The 22,925-nt window shown below is 64.6% G+C and carries 22 protein-coding genes; 9 read left to right on the forward strand and 13 right to left on the reverse strand.

The features are described from left to right. From HUS66_RS10800 to HUS66_RS10820, 5 genes are all read right to left on the reverse strand, one after another. A complete protein-coding gene (locus HUS66_RS10800; protein WP_175070923.1) occupies positions 1 to 1,185 on the reverse strand; it encodes an alpha/beta fold hydrolase in 1,185 nt (394 codons plus the stop codon). Between the two features lie 59 nt (positions 1,186 to 1,244). Further along, positions 1,245 to 2,453: a 3-oxoadipyl-CoA thiolase gene (gene pcaF / locus HUS66_RS10805; RefSeq protein WP_175070924.1), complete on the reverse strand. Its 1,209-nt coding sequence runs from the start codon at positions 2,451 to 2,453 to the stop codon at positions 1,245 to 1,247. Between the two features lie 60 nt (positions 2,454 to 2,513). Continuing rightward, positions 2,514 to 3,302, reverse strand: coding sequence for a CoA-transferase subunit beta (locus HUS66_RS10810; RefSeq protein WP_175070925.1), 789 nt, complete (start codon positions 3,300 to 3,302; stop codon positions 2,514 to 2,516). Further along, positions 3,302 to 4,120 carry a CoA transferase subunit A gene (locus HUS66_RS10815; protein ID WP_175070926.1) on the reverse strand — a complete coding sequence of 273 codons (819 nt, stop codon included), beginning with the start codon at positions 4,118 to 4,120 and terminating at the stop codon, positions 3,302 to 3,304. Before HUS66_RS10815 ends, HUS66_RS10810 begins: the two co-directional genes overlap by 1 nt. A gap of 230 nt (positions 4,121 to 4,350) precedes the next feature. Then, a complete protein-coding gene (locus HUS66_RS10820; RefSeq protein ID WP_175070927.1) occupies positions 4,351 to 5,691 on the reverse strand; it encodes a class-II fumarase/aspartase family protein in 1,341 nt (446 codons plus the stop codon). A gap of 152 nt (positions 5,692 to 5,843) precedes the next feature. Here HUS66_RS10820 and HUS66_RS10825 point away from each other — a divergent pair, with 152 nt between their 5' ends. Next, complete coding sequence (locus HUS66_RS10825) at positions 5,844 to 6,623, forward strand: IclR family transcriptional regulator domain-containing protein (RefSeq protein WP_175070928.1); 780 nt, start codon at positions 5,844 to 5,846, stop codon at positions 6,621 to 6,623. Positions 6,624 to 6,790: 167 nt separating this feature from the next. Here the strand turns inward: HUS66_RS10825 and aroQ are convergent, their stop codons facing one another. The 6 genes from aroQ to HUS66_RS10855 form a co-directional block, all read right to left on the reverse strand. Then, positions 6,791 to 7,231 (reverse strand): type II 3-dehydroquinate dehydratase, encoded by a 441-nt coding sequence (gene aroQ / locus HUS66_RS10830; protein ID WP_175070929.1) that lies wholly within the window; start codon positions 7,229 to 7,231, stop codon positions 6,791 to 6,793. Then, the gene (gene glnE / locus HUS66_RS10835; RefSeq protein ID WP_175070930.1) at positions 7,228 to 10,236 is read right to left on the reverse strand and encodes a bifunctional [glutamate--ammonia ligase]-adenylyl-L-tyrosine phosphorylase/[glutamate--ammonia-ligase] adenylyltransferase; all 3,009 of its coding nucleotides are present in this window, start codon (positions 10,234 to 10,236) and stop codon (positions 7,228 to 7,230) included. The genes aroQ and glnE overlap by 4 nt, the downstream gene beginning before the upstream one ends. A 190-nt stretch (positions 10,237 to 10,426) precedes the next feature. Continuing rightward, complete coding sequence (locus HUS66_RS10840; RefSeq protein ID WP_175070931.1) at positions 10,427 to 10,798, reverse strand: diacylglycerol kinase; 372 nt, start codon at positions 10,796 to 10,798, stop codon at positions 10,427 to 10,429. A gap of 124 nt (positions 10,799 to 10,922) precedes the next feature. After that, a complete protein-coding gene (gene dacB, locus HUS66_RS10845; protein WP_175070932.1) occupies positions 10,923 to 12,371 on the reverse strand; it encodes a D-alanyl-D-alanine carboxypeptidase/D-alanyl-D-alanine endopeptidase in 1,449 nt (482 codons plus the stop codon). Positions 12,372 to 12,583: 212 nt separating this feature from the next. Further along, positions 12,584 to 12,913: a DMT family transporter gene (locus HUS66_RS10850; protein ID WP_175070933.1), complete on the reverse strand. Its 330-nt coding sequence runs from the start codon at positions 12,911 to 12,913 to the stop codon at positions 12,584 to 12,586. Beyond that, the gene (locus tag HUS66_RS10855) at positions 12,910 to 13,329 is read right to left on the reverse strand and encodes a PACE efflux transporter (protein ID WP_175070934.1); all 420 of its coding nucleotides are present in this window, start codon (positions 13,327 to 13,329) and stop codon (positions 12,910 to 12,912) included. The genes HUS66_RS10850 and HUS66_RS10855 overlap by 4 nt, the downstream gene beginning before the upstream one ends. 204 nt (positions 13,330 to 13,533) lie before the next feature. On the opposite strand from HUS66_RS10855, the gene HUS66_RS10860 reads away from it, so the two are divergent. Further along, entirely contained in the window at positions 13,534 to 14,427 is an 894-nt protein-coding gene (locus HUS66_RS10860) for a LysR family transcriptional regulator (protein ID WP_175070935.1), read from the forward strand. A 12-nt stretch (positions 14,428 to 14,439) separates the two neighbouring features. Here the strand turns inward: HUS66_RS10860 and trmB are convergent, their stop codons facing one another. Continuing rightward, entirely contained in the window at positions 14,440 to 15,126 is a 687-nt protein-coding gene (gene trmB / locus HUS66_RS10865; protein ID WP_175070936.1) for a tRNA (guanine(46)-N(7))-methyltransferase TrmB, read from the reverse strand. A 243-nt stretch (positions 15,127 to 15,369) separates the two neighbouring features. Between trmB and HUS66_RS10870 the strand changes: the two genes are divergently transcribed. From HUS66_RS10870 to HUS66_RS10880, 3 genes are all read left to right on the forward strand, one after another. Further along, the gene (locus HUS66_RS10870; protein ID WP_175071003.1) at positions 15,370 to 17,286 is read left to right on the forward strand and encodes a beta-ketoacyl synthase; all 1,917 of its coding nucleotides are present in this window, start codon (positions 15,370 to 15,372) and stop codon (positions 17,284 to 17,286) included. Between the two features lie 7 nt (positions 17,287 to 17,293). Next, positions 17,294 to 17,773 carry a pantetheine-phosphate adenylyltransferase gene (gene coaD / locus HUS66_RS10875; RefSeq protein WP_175070937.1) on the forward strand — a complete coding sequence of 160 codons (480 nt, stop codon included), beginning with the start codon at positions 17,294 to 17,296 and terminating at the stop codon, positions 17,771 to 17,773. A 63-nt stretch (positions 17,774 to 17,836) separates the two neighbouring features. Beyond that, the gene (locus HUS66_RS10880) at positions 17,837 to 18,085 is read left to right on the forward strand and encodes a YfhL family 4Fe-4S dicluster ferredoxin (protein WP_092525949.1); all 249 of its coding nucleotides are present in this window, start codon (positions 17,837 to 17,839) and stop codon (positions 18,083 to 18,085) included. A gap of 98 nt (positions 18,086 to 18,183) precedes the next feature. On the opposite strand, the gene HUS66_RS10885 is transcribed toward HUS66_RS10880, so the two are convergent. Next, positions 18,184 to 18,516, reverse strand: a complete 333-nt coding sequence (locus HUS66_RS10885) for a hypothetical protein (protein WP_254628794.1) — start codon at positions 18,514 to 18,516, stop codon at positions 18,184 to 18,186. Between the two features lie 172 nt (positions 18,517 to 18,688). Here HUS66_RS10885 and HUS66_RS10890 point away from each other — a divergent pair, with 172 nt between their 5' ends. The 4 genes from HUS66_RS10890 (at position 18,689) to HUS66_RS10905 (ending at position 22,870) form a co-directional block, all read left to right on the forward strand. Next, positions 18,689 to 19,300 (forward strand): porin family protein, encoded by a 612-nt coding sequence (locus tag HUS66_RS10890; RefSeq protein ID WP_175070939.1) that lies wholly within the window; start codon positions 18,689 to 18,691, stop codon positions 19,298 to 19,300. 119 nt (positions 19,301 to 19,419) lie between these two features. Next, positions 19,420 to 20,754, forward strand: coding sequence for an MATE family efflux transporter (locus tag HUS66_RS10895; RefSeq protein WP_175070940.1), 1,335 nt, complete (start codon positions 19,420 to 19,422; stop codon positions 20,752 to 20,754). A gap of 84 nt (positions 20,755 to 20,838) precedes the next feature. Next, the gene (locus HUS66_RS10900) at positions 20,839 to 22,149 is read left to right on the forward strand and encodes a short-chain fatty acid transporter (protein WP_175070941.1); all 1,311 of its coding nucleotides are present in this window, start codon (positions 20,839 to 20,841) and stop codon (positions 22,147 to 22,149) included. A gap of 217 nt (positions 22,150 to 22,366) precedes the next feature. Next, positions 22,367 to 22,870 carry an acyl-CoA thioesterase gene (locus HUS66_RS10905; protein ID WP_175071004.1) on the forward strand — a complete coding sequence of 168 codons (504 nt, stop codon included), beginning with the start codon at positions 22,367 to 22,369 and terminating at the stop codon, positions 22,868 to 22,870. The last annotated feature ends 55 nt before the right edge of the window (positions 22,871 to 22,925 follow it).

Genomic DNA, 22,925 nt, shown 5'->3' on the forward strand with positions numbered 1-22,925 from the left:
TCAATCCCGCGCCTCGCCCCAGCCCAACTGCTTGGCCAGGGCAAAGGCATGATTGGCCGCCGGCACGCCGCCGTAGACGGCCACGTGCATCAGCACCTGGCGCAGCTGCGCCTCGCTGAGACCGATGCGCTTGGCGGTCTTGAGGTGTAGCTCCAGCTCCTCGCGCCCCAGGGCGGCCAGAATGCCGGTGGTGATCATGCTGCGCTCGGCACGGGTGAGATCCTCGTTCCCCCACAGCTCACCCCAGGCCAGACGGGTGATCATCTGCTGGAAGGGCGCATCGAGGCTGTTGGCGTTCTCGGTGGAGCGCGCCACGTGCGCCTCGCCCAGCACCTGCTTGCGGGTCTCGAGGCCCTCAGCATAAGCCACGCCCTGCTCGCTGACCCGCGAGCGATCCGGGGCCATCCACTTGAGCAGCCGCTTGGCGACCATCTCGGGGGCTTCCACCGAGGGCACATGGGCGATGCGCTCGATGACTTCGAGCGGCGCGCCGTCGCACTCGGCGGCCAGGATCTGCAGCGTCTCCGGCGGCGTCGCCATGTCCTCGCTGCCGCCCAGCAGGTGCACGTCGACTCCGTGGCCCTTCAATTGGCCGCGGAAGTCGCTGCGACCGAGCATCTCGCACAGCAGCGCGTAGCTCTCGTCGTCGGTGCGGCCCATCTGCACGCGCCAGCCCCGGTCCAGCGACGGCACGCGCGCCACCAGATCGGGCGCGAACCAGCGCGGCACGATCTCGCCAGCCATCGCCGCCAGGCCTTCCTCGCGCACGCGCCCGGCCCGGGTGGCCCACAGCTCGGCGTTGCCGATCACCGCGCCGGTATTGGTCAGGGTCGCCGACAGCAGGCGCTCGGCGTGGGCCTTGAGCAGCTGCTGGCCGATCACGCCGCCGATGGAGGTGCCGATGAAGTGGAAGTGCGCCGCGCCGGCCTGTTCGGCCAGGGCCAGCGCCTCGGCAGCCAGCGCCTCGGGGGTGATCTCACCGCCGTCGGCCGGCCATGCCTCGCTGGCGCCGTGACCGGGCAGATCCCAGGTCAGCACCCGATAGCGCGGCAGCAGCGCCGCCAGCACATCGTCCCAGACCAGCTGGGTCATGCCCAGCGGATGAGCCAGGACCACCAGCGGATTGGCCTCGGCACCCAGCAGGCGATAGGCCACACTGCGACCGTCGATGTTCAGAAATGCCATGAAAAATTCTCCCGCTCCCAGGCGTCGAAACACGGCCCGGCGCCCAATTGGAAATAGTGTTACGCCCTTTCGATCAGCGTCGCGATGCCCTGCCCCACGCCGACACACATGGTGCACAGCGCGTAGCGCTTGCGGGTTTTCTGGAGCTCATGGGCGGCGGTCATCAGCAGCCGCGCACCGGACATGCCCAGCGGATGACCCAGGGCGATGGCGCCGCCGTTGGGGTTGACCCGCGGGTCGTCGTCCTCAAGACCCAGGTCGCGCATGCAGGCCAGCGCCTGGGCGGCGAAGGCCTCATTGAGTTCGATGACATCGATCTCGTCCAGCGACACGCCGGTACGCTCGAGCAGGCGGCGCACGGCCGGCACCGGGCCATAGCCCATGATGCGCGGCTCGACACCGGCGGTGGCCATGCCGACGATCCGCGCCATCGGCGTCAGGCCATGCTGCTCGACCGCCGCCTGGCTGGCCACCAGCATCGCCGCGGCGCCGTCGTTGACACCGGAGGCGTTACCCGCGGTGACACTGCCGCCTTCGGCCTTGAAGGGCGTGGGTAGCTTGGCGAGCTTCTCGACGGTGGTACCGGCACGCGGGTGCTCGTCGGTATCGAAGATCAGCGGCGCCTGCTTGCGGCGCGGAATCTCGATGGCGACGATCTCCTCGGCAAAGCGCCCGGCCTGCTGGGCCTCGGCGACCTTGGCCTGGGAGCGTACGGCGAAGGCGTCCTGGTCCTCGCGGGAGATGCCGAACTGCTCGGCGACATTCTCCGCGGTCTCGGGCATCGAGTGGGTCTCATAGACCTTCTTCATCAGCGGGTTGACGAAGCGCCAGCCGATGGTGGTGTCTTCGATCCGCTGGCCGCGAGAATAGGCGCCCTCGGCCTTGCCCATCACGTAGGGCGCCCGGGACATGGACTCCACGCCGCCGGCCAGCGCCAGGTCCATCTCGCCGGCCTTGATGGCGCGGAAGGCGGTGCCCACGGCGTCCATCCCCGAACCGCACAGGCGGTTCATGGTGGTGCCGGGCACCGAGGGCGGCAGGCCCGCCAGCAGCGACGACATGCGCGCCACGTTGCGGTTGTCTTCGCCGGCCTGGTTGGCGCAGCCCATAAAGACTTCCTCGATCGCCGCGGCCTCGAGCTTGGGCGCCTCGGCCAGCACCGCCTTGAAGATGTCGGCGGCCAGGTCGTCCGGGCGCACGCTTGCCAGGGTGCCGCCGAAGCGACCAATGGCGCTGCGGCGAGGATGGCAGAGATAGACGTCGGTCATGTTCGATACTCTCCTAAAATTCGCCTCTAGAACGAGACAACATAGATCGCTAGGGCAAATTTACTGGCCGGCATGGGCTTGAGCGGTACGCTCTTTCAGCCCGCGCAACACCTCGAGTTCGCGGGCGCTGGGCTCCGGGGTACTCTCCAAGGTCTCGGTGAAGCGGATCTCCCAACCAGTGGCCTCCTGGACCTGTTCGGCGCTTACGCCCGGATGCAGCGACACCACGACTAGCTCCTTGGTCTCGGGATCCGGTTTCATCACGCACAGGTCGGTGATCACCCGGGTCGGCCCCTTGCCGATGTTGGGCACGCCGTCGCGGCCCTTGCCGTCACGGCCGAAGCCCAGGGTGGTGATGAAGTCGACCTGGTCGACGAAGGCCCGCTTGGAGTGCTTGAGAGTGATGAACACCTCACCCGCATTGGTGGCGATCTCGGGCGCGCCCCCACCGCCCGGCAGGCGCACCTTGGGCGCGGTGTAATCGCCGATCAGGGTGGTGTTGAGGTTGCAGTAGCGGTCGATCTGGGCGGTGCCGAGGAAACCCAGGTTGATCTTGCCGCCCTGCAGCCAGTAGCGAAACATCTCCGGCACCGAGACGGTGGTCAGCGCGGTCTCGGCGAGCTCGCCATCGCCGATCGACAGCGGCAGCACCTCGGGCTTGGTCTGCAGAGTGCCGGATTCATAGATCAGCACCACGTCCGGGGCGTGGGTCAGGCGCGCCAGGTTGGCGGCCTCGCTGGGTAGGCCGATGCCGACGAAGCAGGTGGTGCCGTTCTCCAGCGCTCGCGCGGCGGTCACTGTCATCATCTCGCCGGCGGTATAGTCCAGGTTCTTCTCGACGTGGCTCATCAGGCGGTCTCCCCGGCGTTCATGACGTTCTCTTCGATCCACTGAGTGAAGGTATCGCGGTCGCGAGCGATGGCGTCCCACTCCTTGTAGAAGCGGTTGTTGCGCGGGTAATAACCATGCGCATAGGACGGCAACGAGCCCTGCTCGGCCACCGCGATGGCATCGATGGCCCAACCCGGGATCACGCAGGCGTTGGGATGCGTATCGAGATCGTCGACGATCTCCTCCACCGTGACGATGCTGTGCGTGGCGGCCAGTACCGCCTCCTTCTGCACGCCGACGATGCCTTCGACCAGCACGTTGCCGGCGCGATCCGCCTTCTGGGCGTGGACGATGGACACGTCCGGGCGCACGGATGGCACCGCGGCCAGGCGCTCGCCGGTGAAGGGGCACTCGATGAACTTGATCTGGTCGTTGACGTTGGGCAGCTCGCTGCCGACATAGCCACGCAGCACGGCCAGCGGCAGGCCGGCGGCCCCCGCCTCGAAGGCGCAGGCCATGGCGGCGTGGCTGTGCTCGAGGATCTCGACCCTGTGCGGCCAGCCCTTCTCCACCGCATCGCGCAGGCGATGCAGCGAGCCCACCCCGGGATTGCCGCCCCAGGAGAAGATCACCTTCTTCGCGCAGCCGGCACCGATCAGCTGGTCATAGATCAAGTCGGGCGTCATGCGGACCAGCGTCAGGTCGCGTTTGCCCTGGCGGATGACTTCGTGCCCGGCGGCAAAGGGAATCAGGTGGGTGAAGCCCTCCATGGCCACGGTGGTGCCGTCTTCGACGTAGCGTGTCACCGCGTCATGCAGGCTGAGGATCTCGGCCATGATAGTCGCCTCTGATGGGAACGCCCGGATCGAAGAGTGTGCAGGGATCGCCGGCGTTCATGGTTTCTGGTCGGATTGCCATATGCGCCACAAGTTCGCTATACGCACATAGTTTTGCAATGCGAACAAATTAATCCGCTTGCCTGGCGGCGTCAAACCCCAGAAACGCCAGGAGCCGGCATAGCCGGCTCCTGTCATTGATCGTTTCCTCATGTCTTTCAGCTAGTTACTCAGCCTTCCAGCCAGGCGATCGCGCGTGCGACCTGGGCCTTACTGCTACCAAGGTATAAGGCCGGATCCGTGGCGGCATCGAGCTCATCGCGCGCGATCGCACCCGCCAGCTCGGGGTGCCGCTCGCCTAGCAGCGCCTCCAAGGCCTGGGCATAGGGGCAGGATGCCTGCCGGGCTCGCTCGGCCGCGTCCGCCGCCAGCGCCTTGGCCGCATCCGGCCCCAGGTGTGGCGTCAGTCGCCGCGCCACCGGCTCGGCCATGATCGCGCCACCGGTCACCGCGAGGTTGCGACGCATGGCCTCGCTGTTGACCTCCAGCCCCTCGAGCAGCACGGTGGCCTGCTCGAGCGCGCCCTCCAGCAGCAGCACGCCATCGACCAGCGGCGTCCATTCGGCGTGCCACTCGCCGAGCCCGCGCTCGAGCGGCTGCGCAGTGGCGTTGATGATCACCGCGGCATGCCCGTGGATGCGGCGGCAGGCACCGCGGATCATCGCCGAGCGCACCGGGTTGCGCTTGTGGGGCATCGACGACGATTCACCCATGCCCTCGCCTGCTGGCTCGGCCACCTCGCCGAGCTCGGTCTGAGTCAGCAGCGAGACATCCAGCGCAAGCTTCTCGGCGGCACCGGCGAGTGCATCGACGGCGCTGGCCAGGGCATGAATCGGCTGACGATCGGTGTGCCAGGGAAGCACAGGCACCGCCAGTCCGAGTCGCTCGGCGAGGCCGTCCATGACCTCGAGGCCCTGTTCGCCCCAACCCGAGTGCACGCCTACAGCACCACCGAACTGCACCGGCAATGCCAGCTCGGCCAGACGCCGCCGACCCTGTTCGAAGCCCAGTGCCCAGTGGGCGACCTTGACGCCGAAGGTGATCGGCAGCGCCTGCTGCATCAGCGTGCGGCCCACCATCACCGTCTCGGCGTGATCTTCCATCAGGCCGATGGCGGCGGTGCGGCAACGCCCAAGCAGATCGTCGAGACGTGCCAATCGGGGAGTGAGCAGCAGCATCAGGGCGCTATCGACGATATCCTGGCTGGTCGCTCCAAGATGCCAGTAGCGCCTGAGGTCGTTTGGCAGCGCGACGCGGCCGGCCTTGACGAATGGAATAGCGGCATTGCCGCCAGTGGCGATGCCTGTGGTGATGGCGGACACATCGAAGACATGGCTTTCCAACGCCGCGCGCATGCGCCCGGCGCTACCAGAGGGGATGATGCCCAGCGACTCCTGAGTCTCGGCCAGGGCTAGCTCGACAGCCAGCATGGCCTTAACAAAGTCCTCGTCGCGACTGGCCATCAGGGCTGGCTGGCTCATGAAAGGGGTCTGGAGCATATCGACGGGCATGGCAGAATCTCCGCAGTGATCAGGAAGTGACAATCAGAGCGGCTATAGCGACCCCGACTAAAGTCGCACAAGTGTTCGCAGTTCGAACATTATGCTAGATTGTTGGCGGATTCCCCATCAACTCGATACGGATAACCTACGATGATGCGCCCATGCAAGACGACACTCTAACCCCGGACGACCGCGACTTCGTCACCGCCCTGGCCAGCGGCCTGGAGGTGATCCAGGCTTTCGATGCCGAGACCCCGCGCATGACGCTGAGCGAGGTCGCGGCCAAGACAGACATGAACCGCGCCCGCGCCCGCCGCTTCCTGCTGACGCTCCATGCCCTGGGCTACGTGCGCAAGCAGCAGCGCCACTTCGAGCTGACGCCCAAGGTGTTGCAGCTCGGCTATTCGTATCTGTCGGCCAACCAGTATCGCTCAGTGATCCAGCAGTACCTGGAGGACATCACCTCCGAGATCGGCGAATCCTCATCGTTGGGCGTGCTGAACGGCGACGAGGTGATCTACGTGTGCCGCTCCTCGGCCCGACACCGCCTGATGGCCATCACCCTGTCGGTCGGCACGCGTCTGCCTGCAGCTTACACGTCCATGGGGCGGGTGCTGCTGGCCCAGCTGCCAGACGACGAACTGGAGGACTATCTCGAGCGGGTGACGCTCAGGGCCCATACCGAGCGCTCCATCGTCGACAAGGCCCAGCTTCGCAACTGCCTCGAGCAGGTACGCCAGTTGGGCTACAGCATCGTCGACCAGGAGTTGGACCCCGGGTTGCGCTCCCTGGCGGTGCCGGCCCATGATGCCAACGGCAAGCTGCTCGGCGCCATCAACGTCAGCACCAACGCAGCCCGTGTCGACTTCGACATCCTGACCCACACCTTCCTGCCACTGCTGCAGGAAAAGTTACGACTGATTCGTACCCATGTCAGCTGAGCATCGATCCTGACCAAGGGGTGCGCCCCTGCCACCCAGAGGACATGTCCATGGCATCAAGCCTAATCGAGCGCGCCCTCGGTGTGATCGCTGGGCACCTGGGCGAGAGTCGGCACCAACGGAGGGCCCCCTGACGGCGGGCCCGAGCGGCGAAATGGCGACGGCGCTCATCCGGTCGTGATCAGCACGTCCAGCGCCGCCCGATAGCCATGGCTGCCGAATCCGGCGATGACGCCGTCGGCACGCAACGAGATGTAGGAGTGGTGCCGGAAGGACTCGCGCTTATGGACGTTCGACAGGTGCACTTCTATCACCTTACCTTCGAAGGCATTCAAGGCGTCGAGAATGGCCACCGAGGTGTGGGTATAAGCCGCGGGATTGATGATGATCGCAGTGGTGCCATCGAGCCGCGCGCCCTGGATCGCATCGATCAGAGCGCCCTCATGGTTGCTCTGGTGACAGGCGATATCCCAATCATTCAGCGTGGCCCGCTCATAGAGAGCGTTATTGATGTCGTCGAGGGTCTCTCGCCCGTAGATTTCCGGCTGGCGAGTGCCGAGCAGGTTGAGATTGGGACCATGCAGCACGAGTACCTTGCCTTGGCTCACTTGGGCGTCTCCTGATGTGAAGTGTCGGGGGTAGTGGACGCATCGCCGTCCTCCAGCAGGCGCTGCCACAGCCGGCTGACCAGCTCGCGCTGGGCGCTGAAATCGGCATCTACTTCCTGCTTGGTCAGCGCTGAGCGATGGAAGGCGTTGCGGTAGGCCAGATAGGCCTCACGCAACGCGCTGGCATCCTCGGCGGGCAGCAGCTCGACCTCCTCGAGGGTCTCGAGGATGCGCATGTTGTCGCTGTAAACCAGCAGCGTCGGACAGTCGTGTCCCATGGCCAGCACCGCGAACTGGCACAGAAACTCGATATCGACCATGCCACCGGCATCCTGCTTGAGGTCGAAAGCGCCGGCCTGCCTGGCCACCGCCGAGCTACCCAGGTGATCACGCATCTTGTGACGCATCCTGATCACCTCTTCGCGAAGCGCCGGGAGGTCGCGTGCCTGGCCGAGCACCTCGCGGCGCACCGCGTCGAAGCGCTGCGCCAGTTCGGTATCGCCGGCCACGGCCCGGGCCCGCACCAGGGCCTGATGCTCCCAGGTCCAGGCCTCGCGGTGCTGGTAGTCGGCAAAGGCCTCGAGGGTGGTCACCAACAGCCCGGCGTTACCGGAAGGCCGCAGGCGCATGTCGACCTCATACAGGGCACCGGCGGGCGTCATCGCGGTCAGCAGGTGGATGATGCGCTGACCGAGACGGGTGAAGAACACCGGATTGTCGATCGGGCGTTCGCCGTCGGTGCTGCCCTGGGAGGCGGCGTCGTGGATGAACACCAGATCCAGGTCGGAGCTGTAGCCAAGCTCGATGCCACCCAGCTTGCCATAGCCGACGATGATGAAGTCGGTCTCGCCGTGGCTACCGTCCCGGCGCTTGGGGTAGCCATGCTTGCGGGTCAGATGCTTCCAGGCCATCGCCAGCACCTGTTCCAGCACCACTTCGGCGATGAAGGTCAGGTAGTCGCTGACCTTCATCAGCGCCCGGGTACCGACGATATCGGACGCTGCCACGTGCAGTACCTGGGCATGCTTGAACACCCGCAGCGCCTCGAGCTGGGCTTCCTCGTCATCCTCGGGAATCCGCCCCAGGGCCTGGCGCAGTTCGTCGGCCAAGCGCGATTTGTCGGCGGGGGTATACAGCGTCGAGGGGGTCAGCAGCTCGTCGAGCAGGATGGGATGGCGAGCGATCTGGTCGGCGATCCAGGGGCTGGCCCCGCACAGCCGCATCAGGTGGCCGAGCGCATCGCGATTCTCACGCAGCAGCGCCAGATAGGCGGTACGTCGCAGCACCGATTCGATCAGGGGGAGTACCCGCTCGAGCACCGTGTCCGGGGCGTCACTTGCCATCACCGCTTCGAGCAGCAGCGGCATCAGGGCGTCGAGACGCTCGAAACCGATGCGCTGCATGCCCTGCACCGCTCGGGACTGACGCAACGCCTTGAGGCGTCGGTCACCGCGGCCGGGGTCCGCGAAGCCGGCATTTTCCAGCAGCGTCGCCGCTTCCTGCTCGGACAACTCGCCGCGCCATAGGGCACGCAGCTCTGTGTAGGCCGTGCCGTCATCCTCATCGCTGCCCTCGGCCTCTTCTTCGGGGTCGGCGATCACCGCATCGAAATGACCGCGCACCCGCTCGCGAAGCTCCGAGAGGCGCGCCACCAGGGCCGGCCAGTCTTCCACGTCCATCGCCAAGGCGATGCGTTCGCGCTGAGCCTCATCGTGGGGCAGCGCCTGGGTCTGGCGATCCTCCAGGGCCTGAATGGCGTGCTCCAGGTCGCGCAGAAAGACATAATCCGGCGTCAGCTCATCGACCACGCCTTGCGGCAGCAGACCAAGCTCGGGCAGTCGTTCGAGGGCCGTCTTCAGCGAAGTGACCTGCAGCTCGGTGTCACGGCCACCGCGAATCAACTGGAAGGCCTGAACGACGAACTCGACCTCTCGGATGCCGCCGCGGCCGAGCTTGATGTTGTCGTCCATGCCGCGGCGCTTGACCTCGCGATTGATCATGGCCTTCATCTCGCGCAGCGATTCGATGGCGCCAAAGTCGAGGTACTTGCGATAGACGAAGGGACTGAGGCTCGCCAGCAACTCGCGGCCGCCGTCGATATCGCCGGCCACAGGGCGCGCCTTGAGCATCGCGTAGCGTTCCCACTCGCGGCCCTGGTCCTGGTAATAGCTCGACAACATAGAGAAGCTGCCGGCCAGCGGGCCACCATCGCCCAACGGGCGCAAGCGCATGTCGACGCGGAAGGCAAAGCCATCTGCGGTGATTGCGTCCAGGGCGGCGATCAGTTTCTGGCCTAGCTTGGTGAAGTATTCCTGATGCTCGAACTCGCGCTTGCCGCCTTGAGTCACGCCCTTCTCGGGGAAGGCGAAAATCAGATCGATATCCGACGACAGGTTGAGCTCACCGGCGCCGAGCTTGCCCATGCCCAGCACCACCAGGCGCTGGGGGCTGCCATCGCCCCTTGGTGCCGGACGGCCCCAGCGTGCCTCGAAATGCGCTTCGAGCCAGCCAAGGGCACCTTCAAGGCAAGCCTCGGCGAGGCGCGAGACGGCGCTAGCGGTTTGCCACATGGTGGTGCCGTTGGGGCGGGTCAGGTCGCGCCAGACGATGCCCAGCATGCGCTCGCGGCGAAAACGCCGAATCGCCGACTGCATGGATGCCTCGTCGGTAGCCTCGCCAAGGGCCTCACTCAGCCACTGATCAAGCAGGCGTGTCGAAGGCGCACTCTCGAGCTCGCCGTTGGCGTCCAGGCTCGTCAGCCAGTCGGGATAGTGGACCAGCGTATCGGCGGCGAACGTCGAGACCGCAAGTACCTTCGCCAACTGCTCGCGACGCGATTCGCCGAGCGCTCGCCAGGTCTCGCTCAGCGGGTCGCTTTGCTGCTGGCGCGCGCGAACATCGGCGCGCGCCAGCGCCTCATCCAGACGCCGTGCGGTCTCGCCAAGCGAGGCGTGCAGGCAATGGGGAATCTCGGTCAGCGGCAGGAAGCCGTCGGGCAGCGCCATGGGCGTCTCCTTGTCATTTCCCCAAGCATAGCGAAGCCGCCGCCCTACTGTCTGCGCCCTGCGGCTAACTCAGCCCAACCACCCGAGCAGGACCAGGCTCTGAGCGAAAAAATGAGCATTTTGATCGGACTCGCGCCCGAGCTGATTGTTAACGCCGTATGGTCGAGCGCAGCCAGTTTTCGGACAGGGCCTAGCCAAAGAAGCGCTGCCAGGCCAGCAATCCCCAAGTCATCCCGGCGATCATCAGCGCCAGCATCACGGCCGCCGAGCCGATATCCTTGGCCCGCCCGGAAAGCTCATGGCGTTCAGGCCCGATGCGGTCGACCACCGCCTCCACGGCGGTATTCAGCAGTTCGACGATCAACACCAGCAGGCAGCTGCCGATCAGCAAGATCCATTCAACGGGTGAGTGCCCAAGCCAGACCGCCAGCGGCACCATCACCAGGCAAAGCCCCAGTTCCTGACGGAAGGCGGCTTCGTTGTGAAAGGCGGCATTAAGGCCCTTGATGGAGTAGCGGGTAGAATGGATCAGGTGGCGCCAGCCGGTGTGCCCAGGCTTCATCGAGTCGTTCCTGCGTATCGGAGGATAAGTGATGGCCATCGCCAGAGGTGGCCGTGATGGCGAGTGATCGCCGACTTTTTCGGACAGAGCCTAGCAGCAGACGATGACAATCCCTGGAAATGCCTCAGTGGCTCAGGATCATCGACTCAAGGTCATCGGCGAGCGGTTCAAGCACCTGCCGCCAGGCCAGGTAGGGCGTGCTGGCCGTGCCATTGACCAGCACCGAGAACACCCCCCAGCGACCGCTCTGGGTGCGAAAGTAGCCACCGGTAGAGCGCACCGAGAAGGGTTGGTTGAGCGTGCCCGTCTTGAGCATCACGTTTTCCTGGAAGGTGTCGCTGCCTCGGCGCAGGAAGCGCATGGCGCCGTTGGTGGGCGACTGCAGGCCGGCGATAAAGCTCGGGAACAGCGCCGGGCGCTGGTACATGCGTTCGAGCAGCACCGTAACGCCGCGCGCCGTGGTGCGATTGCCGGTGGTCAGGCCGCTGCCGCTCTCTAGGGTCAGCGGGCCATGGCCGGGGATCGCCAGGGCGAAGGCCTCCACCGCATCGCCGGCTTGGGGGAGCGTCGCTCGGGACGAACCGACCAGATCGAGGGCCAGCACATCGGCCATGAAGTTGTTCGAGTAGTTGAGGGTGCGCTGCAAGAGCTCCTGCAGTGGCTTGCCCTGTACGGAAGCCAACTCAGTGGCTGCAGCCGGGGGCGCCGAGCTGACCACCCGTGCGCCACCGGTCACGGCGATGCCGGCCTGCTCGAGAAGCGATGCCAGGGTGCTGGCCGTCTGCTCGGCAGGATCGGAGCTGGCGCGGTAAACGTAGCGCGGCCCATCACCCATGGCGATGGCACCCTCTAGCACCATGCGATCGCCTTGGGCGTCGGTCAGGCGCTCGGCTTCCAGGCGGGTTCGGCCATCGGCCCGGACGGTCTGGACCTGATTATCGAGACGCGTCAGCAGCGCGCCGCTCGAGCAGCTGGCAACATGGGCCGGCTCGCCAAGAACTGGCCCGGGGCGAACCACTAGGCACCAGCTGCCGTAATCGACGCCCGCCGCCGACAGAAGCGCGCTATAGGCGTTGGTACCTCGACGACGCGCCTCGCAGCGATCGGTGGTGATGCACTGTACCGGGCCATAGCGCCACTGATTGATCTCGAGCGCCCCATCGACTCGAGTCACCCCCTGCTGACGCAGCTGCTGCACCAGCCGCCAGAGATCCTCCGAGACCAGCGCCGGATCACCGCCGCCCTCGAAGACCAGATCGCCTGACACCACACCATCGTTGGAAAGCGTGCCAGCTGTCACCAGCCGAGTGGTGAAGCGGTGCTGGGGCCCCCAACGATCGAGGGCCGCAGCGGCCATGTAGAGCTTGGAGACCGAGGCCGGCGACAGCTCGAGATCGGGCGTGATCTCGCCGAGCACCTCGCCGCTGTCGAGCAGACGCGCCTCGGCACCGATCAGAAAGCCCTGATCTTCCAAGGCGGAAAGGCGCTCGAAACCCGCCGCCGATGCCATCGGCGCCCCCAAAGCACAGCACAGCAGCACAACCAGCAATAAACGCAGCGACAAAGGAGGCATGGACAGTCCGACAGCAAAGGAAGCCGAGCAGGCCTCTGGTTTCATGGCTCGCCTTATTGGGCGAGATCGTATGGCGAAATAGCGTTGGACCGCTTCGTGCGAGGCGGCATCGGGCCTCGATAAAGAGGCGGCATCGGGCCTCGATAAAGAGGCGGCACCGGGCCTCGATAAAGAGGCGGCATCGGGCCTCGATAAAGAGACGTGTACCGGCCTCAGTGAGACGCCACGCTGGAAAATACCTGAATCACCACCACGCCGCCAATGATCATCCCTAGCCCCAATACCGCCGGCAGGTCGGGGCGCTCACCATAGACCAAGATGCCGATCAAGGTGACCAGCACGATGCCGAGCCCCGCCCAGAAGGCATAGGCGATCCCCACCGGCAGGGTGCGCAGCGCCAGCGACAGTAAATAGAAGGCGAGCCCATAGCAGACGACCACCAGTACACTCGGCCAAAACCGCGAGAACTCCTCGGACGCTTTGAGAGCGGTGGTGCCAACGACTTCGGCAATGATGGCCAACGCCAGGAATACATAGGTCATGAGCTACCTCCCCGCGCCAGGTGACGGCGCACCGCTCGATCAAAAAGGGTATTGAAAATCAGGCCGTAAGCCAGGAAAAAAAGCACGTAACCGATATCGAGCCACAGAGCCTCGACAAATCCGATCGCGAGCCACCAGGCCACGCCGGGTAGCGTCAACGCGACAAGTCCGATCTCGAGCCCCAGGGCCTGGGCGAGACGCTGCAGAAAGCTGCGCTTCCGGCTTGGCACCCAGTGATCGAAGATGCGGTTCCAGATCAGATTCCAGAGCATCGCCATGGTGGCCATTGCGACCCCCAGCGCCCCCAACTGCCCCATGCCATGGCCGCTGAAAACGTTGGCAAGCGGAGTCACCACCATAAGGCCACCGGCCTCGAACAGCGCGCTGTGCAGGAGCCTTTCCTTTACCGAACGCATGCCCCCTCCAATGAGACCTTCTCGCATCGAGATGTCCGAGCCATGAAGCTTGTGACCGATGCAACGGTGAACACGACGACGAATACCTAAAAACTTCCGGCCATTCTAACCACAGGAGAGATAGCATCTAGTTAGATTCCATCTGATATCCTGATAGATTAGCCAATCGATCTGCTGCCACTCCCCGTTTCGCAGGAGACCTCTATGCGCTGGACACTGGATCAGTTGGAATGCCTGACCGCCGCCGCCGAGCAGGGCTCGTTTTCTGCCGCGGCGCGCCGACTGGGGCGCGCCCAGTCGGCAATCAGCACCGCCATCGGCCACCTGGAGGACGACCTGGGCTGCATGCTCTTCGACCGCCAGGGACGCCTGCCGCAGTTGACCCCTGCCGGCGAGGCCGTGCTGCACGAGGCCCGGGCGGTGCTGCACCAGTGCCAGCGACTGGATGCCAGGGCCCGAGCCATCGCCGAGGGTGAGGAAGCAAGCCTGGTCATGGCCATCGACGAAGCCCTGGTCGAAATGCCGCCGGTGGATTCCACCCTCGAGGCGCTGGCCCATCGCTACCCGGCACTGCAGCTGACGTTGCTCTACGGCGCCCAGGGCGACATCGCCGGCTGGGTCGAGGACCGCACCGCCGACATCGGAATTCTGCTCAGTCAGCAGGCCCGCGGCCCGCTATTGGAAGGACAGCGCATCGCTCACCTTAAGCAGCTACTGGTGGTCGCCCAGGACCACCCGCTGGCCAAGCTGCCGGCGCCGGATCTCTCTGATTTGGCAAGCCATCGTCAGCTGGTGATCGCCTCGCGTACCGGTAGCGCAGGGAGACAGGTCATCAGCGCGAGATTCTGGCGCCTGAACAGCTTCTACTCGATGGCGGAACTGGCCACGCGCGGCCTAGGCTGGGCGCTGGTGCCGCAGCATATCGCCAGCTACCCGCCCTTTCGCGATCACCTGACTACCTTGACTGGTGAGGCGCTTGGGGTAGCGCCACGCATCGAGGTGGAAATGATCGCCCGCCGCGACAGTGCTCAGGGACCGGTGGCGCGCTGGCTTCGTCAATCGCTGGGCCAGGGGTTTCGCGGTCGCCAGGAGCGCTAAATCAGTGGCACTTCAGGGTGTGGGCAGCAGTTCGGGAGCCGGCGGCAGGTCGACCTGAAGCCGCCAAAGCGACTGTCCACTGGCGTGATACTTGCGCTCGAACGGCGTCAGAAAGTCACCGCCCGGCCGATAAATCTCGGCGTGCACGACCTCACCGGTGGCCTGCTGGATGGCCAGCGCGAACTCCTCGACGTATAGCCGCCAGTTGGAGCGCAGCTCGAACCGTCCGCCGAGGGCGAGAATGGCCGGAAACACCGGATGACCGTGCCAGCGCATCTTGAGGTGGGCGGCCTTCGGGTAGGGGTTCGGGTAGAGCAAGTAATGGCGGGCCGGCTGCCATCCCGATGCCAGCGCCAGTCGCCAGAAGTCCACCAGGTCGGCCCGCACCAACAGTGCGTTGTCCGGGAGTTCGCCATGATCCCGGGACAGCCGGTCGGCGCTGCGATCGACACCGATCACTACATGGCCAGGAAAATATTCGGCCAGTTGACGAGTCGAGAGTCCAACGCCACAGCCTGCATCGAGAATCAGCGGTTGATCTCGCGCTGAGCGCCATGCGTCGGCCTCGGCGAAAGCGCTGCGCGTGTGCTCGGCAATCGGCTTCTTGAGCGGATGGGCAAGCGCCCGGGAAACGCGTCGGGCAAGTTCCTGATGAGGGCCAGGCTGATTGGTAACGATGGCTCGAGAATTGGCGTGCATGGGCGTCCGGTGGCCGGGTAAAGAAAGGAGCCCGCTATTCTAGCAGGGCCGGTCGGCCAGGCGCAGATTCAAACATCTGTTCATGACAAGAAGATGAAAACCACCGCCTGCGGGGCCAAGGCCCGCATGACGGGGTAGCGACCACAGTGATATTATCGACTGCAAATGAAGGAAACATGAGCGCCCAGGCGCCATCAGCACAATGAGGTAAGCGGCTTGTCACAGTTACCGGTGATCGTCGGCATGGGGGGAGTGAATGCTGCCGGCAGAACCTCGGGCCATCAGGCGTTTCGGCGCACGGTCCTTTCGGCCCTCGACGCGGACACCCAGGCCAGCACCCTGACCGGCTTGGCGGCGATGATGCGTCTGGTGAATACCGACGGCAGCACGCCCTGGCAGGATTCAAGCGGCCAGGCACTGGACGCCGATCAGATCGTCACCCGCTACCAACAGCAGGTTCTCGACCATACCCTGATCCGCCGCATCGAGGACCCGATGTTCGGTGCCGATGGGATCCCTGCCAATCGCCCGGCCCAGCTGTCCATCGAGGCACCGCTGGTGTTCCACGTGCGTCGCCGCCAGCTTCCCGAGCAGCTACCAGAGACCTGGCAGGTGCGTGAGCTGGATCGCCGTCATGTCGAGGTCACGGTGCCGCCGGGGCAGTTCGACGTCATGCTGCCCGAACGCCGCAGCGCTCAGGTACGTGCCGCCGGCCAGCTGCCCAGCGGCTTCGAGCCCAGCAGCCTGTATCGCAGCGTCCACCACCCCCGCGGGCTATCGATGGCAATCTTCGGCGCCTCGGACTGCCTCGGCCAGAGTGGCCTCGACTGGGAGGCACTGCGCGACCGCCTCGACCCGGATGCGATCGCCGTCTACGCCGGCAACTCCATCGGCCAGCTCGACGATGCCGGCTGGGGCGGCCTTTTGAAAAGCTATGCCTCGGGCAATCGCGCCACCTCCAAGCAGATGCCGCTGGGCTATGGCCAGATGCCGGCCGACTTCCTCAATGCCTATGTACTGGGCAGCGTCGGCGCCACCGGTGCCGTCCAGGGCGCCTGCGCGACCTTCCTTTACAACTTGCGTCTGGGCATCGAGGAAATCAAAAGCGGTCGCCGTCGCGTGGTGATGGTCGGCACCGCCGATGCGCCGATTACACCCGAGATCATCGAGGGCTTTCGTACCATGGGCGCGCTTGCCGACGATGACAGCCTCAAGGCGCTGGACGCCCTCAGCCTGCTCACCGATGCCGACTACCAGCGCGCCTGTCGCCCCTTTGCCCGCAACTGTGGCTTCACCATCGCCGAGGCCAGTCAGTTCGTGCTGCTGATGGACGACGGCCTGGCGCTGGAAACCGGTGCTCAGATACTCGGTAGCGTGCCCGGCGTCTTCACCAATGCCGACGGTTGGAAGCGCTCGATTTCCGCCCCCGGCATCGGCAACTACATCACCCTTGGCAAGGCCGTCAGCCTGGCGCGCGACATGCTCGGCGAACAATCCCTGCGCACGCGCACCTTCCTGCATGCCCATGGCACCAGCACGCCAAAAAACCGCACCACCGAGTCCCACGTCTTTCACCAGGTGGCCTCGGCCCACGGCATCACCTCCTGGCCGGTGGTCGCGGTCAAGGCCTTCGTCGGCCATTCTCAAGGCAGTGCCGCCGGCGACCAGTTGGTCAGCGCCCTCGGCAGCTTCGCCTACGGCTGGCTGCCGGGCATTCCCACGCTCGATGCCGTGGCCGACGACGTGCATGCCGAGCGCCTGCACTTCTTCGCCGAACCGCAGGCCTTCGAGGCCGATGCCGCCTTCATCAACGCCAAGGGCTTTGGTGGCAACAATGCGACAGGCCTGGTGCTGTCGCCTGCGGTAACGGAACGGCTGCTGGTCAAGCGCCACGGCCAGGCCGCGATAGATGCTTGGAAGGATCGCCGCGCGGCTATCCTCGAGGCCTCCCGAGACTACGAAGCGGGCGCCGACCGAGGCCACTTCCAGGCCCTGTACCGCTTCGGCCAAGGCGTACTGGAAGGCCCCGAGCTTTCGGTCGATGCCGATCAGATCGGCATCCCCGGCTATGCTCAGAAGGTGTCGCTTTCCGTCGACAACCCTTTCGGCTCTCTCGACGACGCCCATCGAGACAGTGACCACACCAACGACCCACAATAGGCGCGCTATGAACATCGTGGTCTATCCCGGCACCTTCGACCCCATCACCAACGGTCACTTTGACCTGATCGAACGTGGCGCCAGGATGTTCGACAAGGTGATCATCGCCATCGCAGCCAGCCCCGGCAAACAGCCGGCGCTGGACCTGGACACCCGAGTGGCGCTGACCCAGGAGGTGGTGTCAAAGCTGCCCAACGTCGAGGTCACCGGATTCTCAGGCCTGCTCACCGAGTTCCTGGCCCACCACCAGGCGCGAATCATCCTGCGCGGGCTGCGTGCCGTCTCGGATTTCGAATACGAGCTGCAGTTGGCCAACATGAACCGCGCCATGGCGCCGGATGTGGAGAGCGTCTTCCTGACGCCGGCACTCGAGAACTCCTACATCTCCTCGACGATGGTGCGCGAGATCGCCAAGCTCGGCGGCGATGTCTCGAAACTCGTTCACCCCAGGGTCGTCGAAGCCCTGAATGCTCGTTATAATAGCTGAGCGTTTTACTCGGATATTAGCCGGCTCCCGCTCGAGCAGCCCCTTTCCTGGAGTAACCTTAATATGTCCCTGATGATCACCGACGAGTGCATCAACTGCGACGTCTGCGAACCCGAATGCCCCAACGGCGCTATCTCGCCGGGGGAAGAAATTTATGTCATCGACCCAGGCCTGTGCACCGAGTGCGTTGGCCACTTCGATGAACCGCAGTGCCAGCAGGTCTGTCCGGTCGACTGCATTCCACTGGACCCACAGCGCAAGGAAACCCGCGAGCAGCTGATGGACAAGTACCACGCCATCACCGCCGCCTGAACGGGCATAAGTTTCCTTAGCCAAGTATCAGCGCCCCACCATGGGGGAATTCACTCGTGGGGCGTTTATGTCTTCGGCTGGCTAATCATGGGATGAAATTAAAACTCGTCGCCACGCCTGCTGACGCTGCACCCCAGACAACGCCGGAAAGTCGCCTCGGCAGGCGTTTTGATCAGCGTGTCGGCCGCTTCGCCGACGTTGCCACCCAGCGCCGAGAACGGCAATGTCACTAGGAATATTGCCGTACCACCTACCGTTGCCACAGCCAGCAGCGGCCGAGCCACCAGCGCATCCGCGACCATTGCCCCGCCGCTAGGCCCTTCCTCCAGGCCAGACTCTGCTGCTAAAGCCGGACCGCTTGCCAGCCCGCTACCGAACATGATGGCCAGAGCCATCATCATGCTTACTACCACCGAACTCATCCTGACCATTTTCTTGCTCCCTGGCTCATGCGCTTTGCTTCTTTTGCATTAGATACTGCATGCCTCACTATAGCCTGTCAGCACTTCCTTATGTTGCAATGCAAACTCAGTTTGTAAAGCCTATTTACACGACAACTATCCCCCTAAGAACACTTCCTCATTACACGCTAAGGAGAGCTGTATGAAACGTTTCATCGCCACTACCGCGCTGGCCACGCTGGTCGCCTCCCCCGTCTTTGCCCAGAGCAACCAGTACAATCCGGCCGAAGGGCCTTATCTCGGGGCAGGCATCGGTCAGGCCAAAGTGGATAACGATACCCTCGACTCGCTCGAACAAGCTGGCGCCAATACTGACGATAGCGATACAGCCACTAAATTATTTGCTGGCTACCGCTTCAACCCCAATTTCGCCGTGGAAGCCAGCTATCTGGACTTTGGCGATTCGACTGCGAGTGCTTCAAGCGGCAGCGACAGTGCCAACCTCAAGCTCGGAATCGATGGCTTCGGGGCCGCCTTGGTCGGTCGTCTGCCGATCCAAGGGGGACTCAGCATTCATGGCAAGCTGGGCATGATTGCCTGGGATGCCGATCTAAGCGGCAATGCTGTCATCAATGGTCAGCTGTACCAAGATTCTGCCGGCGAAGACGGCACCGATCCTTTCTACGGTGTTGGCGCCGAGTACGTGATCGATCGTGTCATGATTCGCGGCGAATACGAGCGCTATGACCTCAGCAATAATGGCGAGGACTACACCATCGACCTGGCCTCGGTCAGCCTGGGCTACCGCTTCTAAGGCAAGCGCCTACCGATCCTGCACACAGCCCCGCGCCATGGGGCTGTGTCGTTTCCGGGCTGTGCCTCCGGAACGCCTAGGGTATCCTGCCGACCCACTGGCTCGATCGAGGAAACGGTTTGTCCACTCAACGCACCGCTGCGCCGCGCATCTGGCCCCTGGCCTGGCCGATCATCCTCTCCAATATCACCGTCCCGTTGCTGGGGCTGGTCGATACCGCGGTGGTCGGCCACCTGCCGGACTCCCGCTATCTGGCGGCGGTGACGCTGGGCGCTACCCTGTTCAGCTTCCTTTACTGGGGCTTTGGTTTCCTGCGCATGGGCACCACCGGCATGACCTCCCAGGCGGTCGGCCGGGAAGACGATACCGAGGTGCGCACCCTGCTCGGCCAGTCGCTGGTGATGGCCGCCGTGATCGGCGCCGGGCTGATTCTGTTCTCGACGCCGCTGATCGAGCTGGGCCTCATGCTGCTCGACGGCAGCGATGAGGCCACCGCCCTCGCCCACGAATATGCCGGCATTCGTATCCTCTCCGCGCCAGCGGTGCTTGCCAACTACGCGATTCTCGGCTGGTTTCTCGGCCAGCAGAATTCCCGGGTCACCCTGATCCTGATGGTACTGACCAACAGCGTAAATATCGCCCTCGATCTATGGTTCGTGGTGGGGCTAGGCATGACCAGCGACGGCGTGGCCTGGGCCACGGTGATCGCCGACTACACGGCGCTGACCGCGGGCCTGTGGCTGGTGAGACGCCAGCTTGGCGTCTTGGGCGGGCAACTCGACCGTGCGCGGCTGATCGCCCTCAATGCCTATCAAGCGCTGTTCGCGGTCAATGCTCAGCTGTTCCTGCGCACCCTGGGCCTGCTGTTCGCGATGGCGTTCTTTACCGCCCAGGGCGCCAGCCAGGGAGATACCGTGCTGGCGGCCAATGCGGTCCTCTTGCAGTTCATCATGCTCACCTCCTACGGCCTGGATGGCTTCGCCCATGCCGCCGAGGCGCTGACCGGCCGTGCCGTGGGCCGGGCGCGTTGGGACGAGTTCGCCGCCGCGGTACGCAGCGCCGGGGGCTTCTCGCTGGCCATCGCCGCCGCGGCCATGCTGGCTTTCGCGCTGGGCGGCGAGGCTCTGGTCGCACTCCTCACCGACCTGCCCGAGGTGCGCGCCACGGCGGCCACCTACCTGCCCTGGATGGTGCTGATGCCGTTGCTCGCGGTATGGAGCTATCTGCTGGATGGCGTCTTCATCGGCGCCACCGCCACCCGCGAGATGCGTAACAGCATCTTCGTCGGGCTCGCTGTCTACCTGCCGCTGTGGTGGCTCACCCAGCCAATGGGCAATCACGGGCTATGGCTCGCCTTCAGTGCCTTCATGCTGGTGCGCTCGGCCACGCTGGGCGCCTACTACCTCCATTACCGGCGCCATGTATGGATCGCCGGGGGCGACCATGGTCGATAGTCGTTTCACGGCACAATCCGCTAACGTGGTGGGTCGGATATTCGTCATTCGCTGACTTCACTCATACACGAGAAGACCACGATCATGCTCAAGTTTCTCTCGCGGCCAGCCGTCAAGCTGGTCGAGCGCTACCTGCCGGATCCGTATATCTTCGTGCTGCTGCTGACACTGGTCGCCGCCGTAGCGGCCATCGCGGTCGAGCGACAAACACCTCTGGAGGTGCTGCGCTTCTGGGGCGACGGCTTCTGGAACCTGCTGACCTTCTCGATGCAGATGCTGCTGGTACTGATTACCGGCTTCATGCTCGCCAACACGCCGCCGGTCAAGCGCGCACTGTCAGGACTCGCCGGCAAGGCCAAGAACGCCGGTGGCGCCATCGTGCTGGTGACCGTGGTGTCGCTGCTGGCCAGTTGGATCAACTGGGGGTTCGGCCTGGTGGTAGGGGCGCTGTTCGCCAAGGAACTGGCTCGCCAGGTCCGCGTCGACTACCGCCTGCTGGTGGCCAGTGCCTATTCGGGCTTTCTGATCTGGCACGCCGGGCTCGCCGGCTCGATCCCGCTGACCATCGCCACCGAAGGTCACTTCACCGTCGAACAGATCGGCGTGGTCCCCACCTCCGAGACCATCTTCTCCTGGTTCAACCTGATCATCGTCGGCGTGCTGCTGGTCAGCGTACCGCTGGTCAACCGACTGATGCTGCCAAGCGAAGACGAGAGCGTTTACGTCGACCCGGCACTGTTGGAGGAAGAACAGGAAACCCGCGTGCGCATCACTCGCCCCGCCGAGCGCCTCGAGAACAGCCGCGCCCTGGCTTGGTTGGTCGGCATACCCGGCCTGCTGTTCCTGCTCGATCACTTCGTGCTGCGCGGCGGCGGGCTCAACCTCAACGTGATCAACTTCCTGTTCCTGTTCCTGGCCATCGTGCTACACCGCACGCCGCGCCGGCTGCTCGCCAGTCTTCAGGAAGCCATCAAGGGTGGCGCCGGTATCGTCATCCAGTTCCCCTTCTATGCGGGCATCATGGCGATCATGGTGCAGTCAGGCCTGGCCCAGACGCTGTCGGAGGCCTTCGTCTCCTTCGCCAGCGCCGAAACGCTGCCCTTCTGGTCGTTCATCAGCGCCGGCGTGGTCAACCTGTTCGTGCCCTCCGGCGGCGGCCAGTGGGCGGTGCAAGCACCGGTGATGCTGCCAGCAGCGGCGGCGCTGGGTGCCGATGTACCGCGCATCGCCATGGCGGTCGCCTGGGGCGATGCCTGGACCAACCTGCTGCAACCCTTCTGGGCGCTGCCGGTGCTGGCCATCGCTGGCCTCAAGGCCAAGGACATCATGGGCTACTGCCTGATTCAGCTGTTCATCAGCGGTGCCATCATCGCGCTGGGCCTCACCTACCTGTAGGTGCCGTCCGCACACTCTCGCCAAGGCCCTACGCACTCGCTAGGGCCTCCCCACTCTTGCGAAGGGCCAGGCTCTGTCGCCAGGAGTCACTGCCAGGGTTATCTATCTGTGAACGCGGTCAGCACGCTATGATGGGAAGCAGAATAAGCATTCTGCCTCCCATCCCCTGGAGCCCACCGTGAGTCACAACGACCTACCCCGCCAGCACGAGCTCTCGATGACCGTGCTGATGACCCCCGACATGGCCAACTTCAGCGGCAAGGTGCACGGCGGCGCCATCCTCAAGAAGCTCGACGAGGTCGCCTACGCCTGCGCCAGCCGCTATTCCGGCCACTATGTGGTGACCCTGTCGGTAGATCAGGTGAAGTTTTCCCAGCCGATCCACGTCGGCGAACTGGTGACCTTCCTGGCGTCGGTCAACCACGTCGGCCGTTCCTCGATGGAGGTCGGCATCAAGGTGGTCGCCGAATCGATCAAGGAACGGCTGATCCGTCATACCAACAGCTGCTACCTGACCATGGTGGCCGTCGATGGTGACGGCAAGCCGGCCGAGGTGCCGCCGCTACCGCTGGAAACGCCGCTCCAGCAGCTGCGTTTCGAGAAGGCCGCACTGCGCAAGAAGCTGCGCAAGCAGGCAGAAGAAGAGGCACGCCAAACCCAGGAAAGCTATTACGCCGAGCGTCAGGCGGCCCTGGAAGCCTCGCGCACGTCCTCTCCGTAACCAGGCTGCCGGTCCCCGCAACCCAGCGGGGCAGGCCAATGGCCTGCCCCGCTGG

This window comes from Onishia taeanensis (assembly GCF_013349955.1).
In the GTDB taxonomy this organism is placed as follows: Bacteria; Pseudomonadota; Gammaproteobacteria; order Pseudomonadales; family Halomonadaceae; genus Onishia; species Onishia taeanensis_B.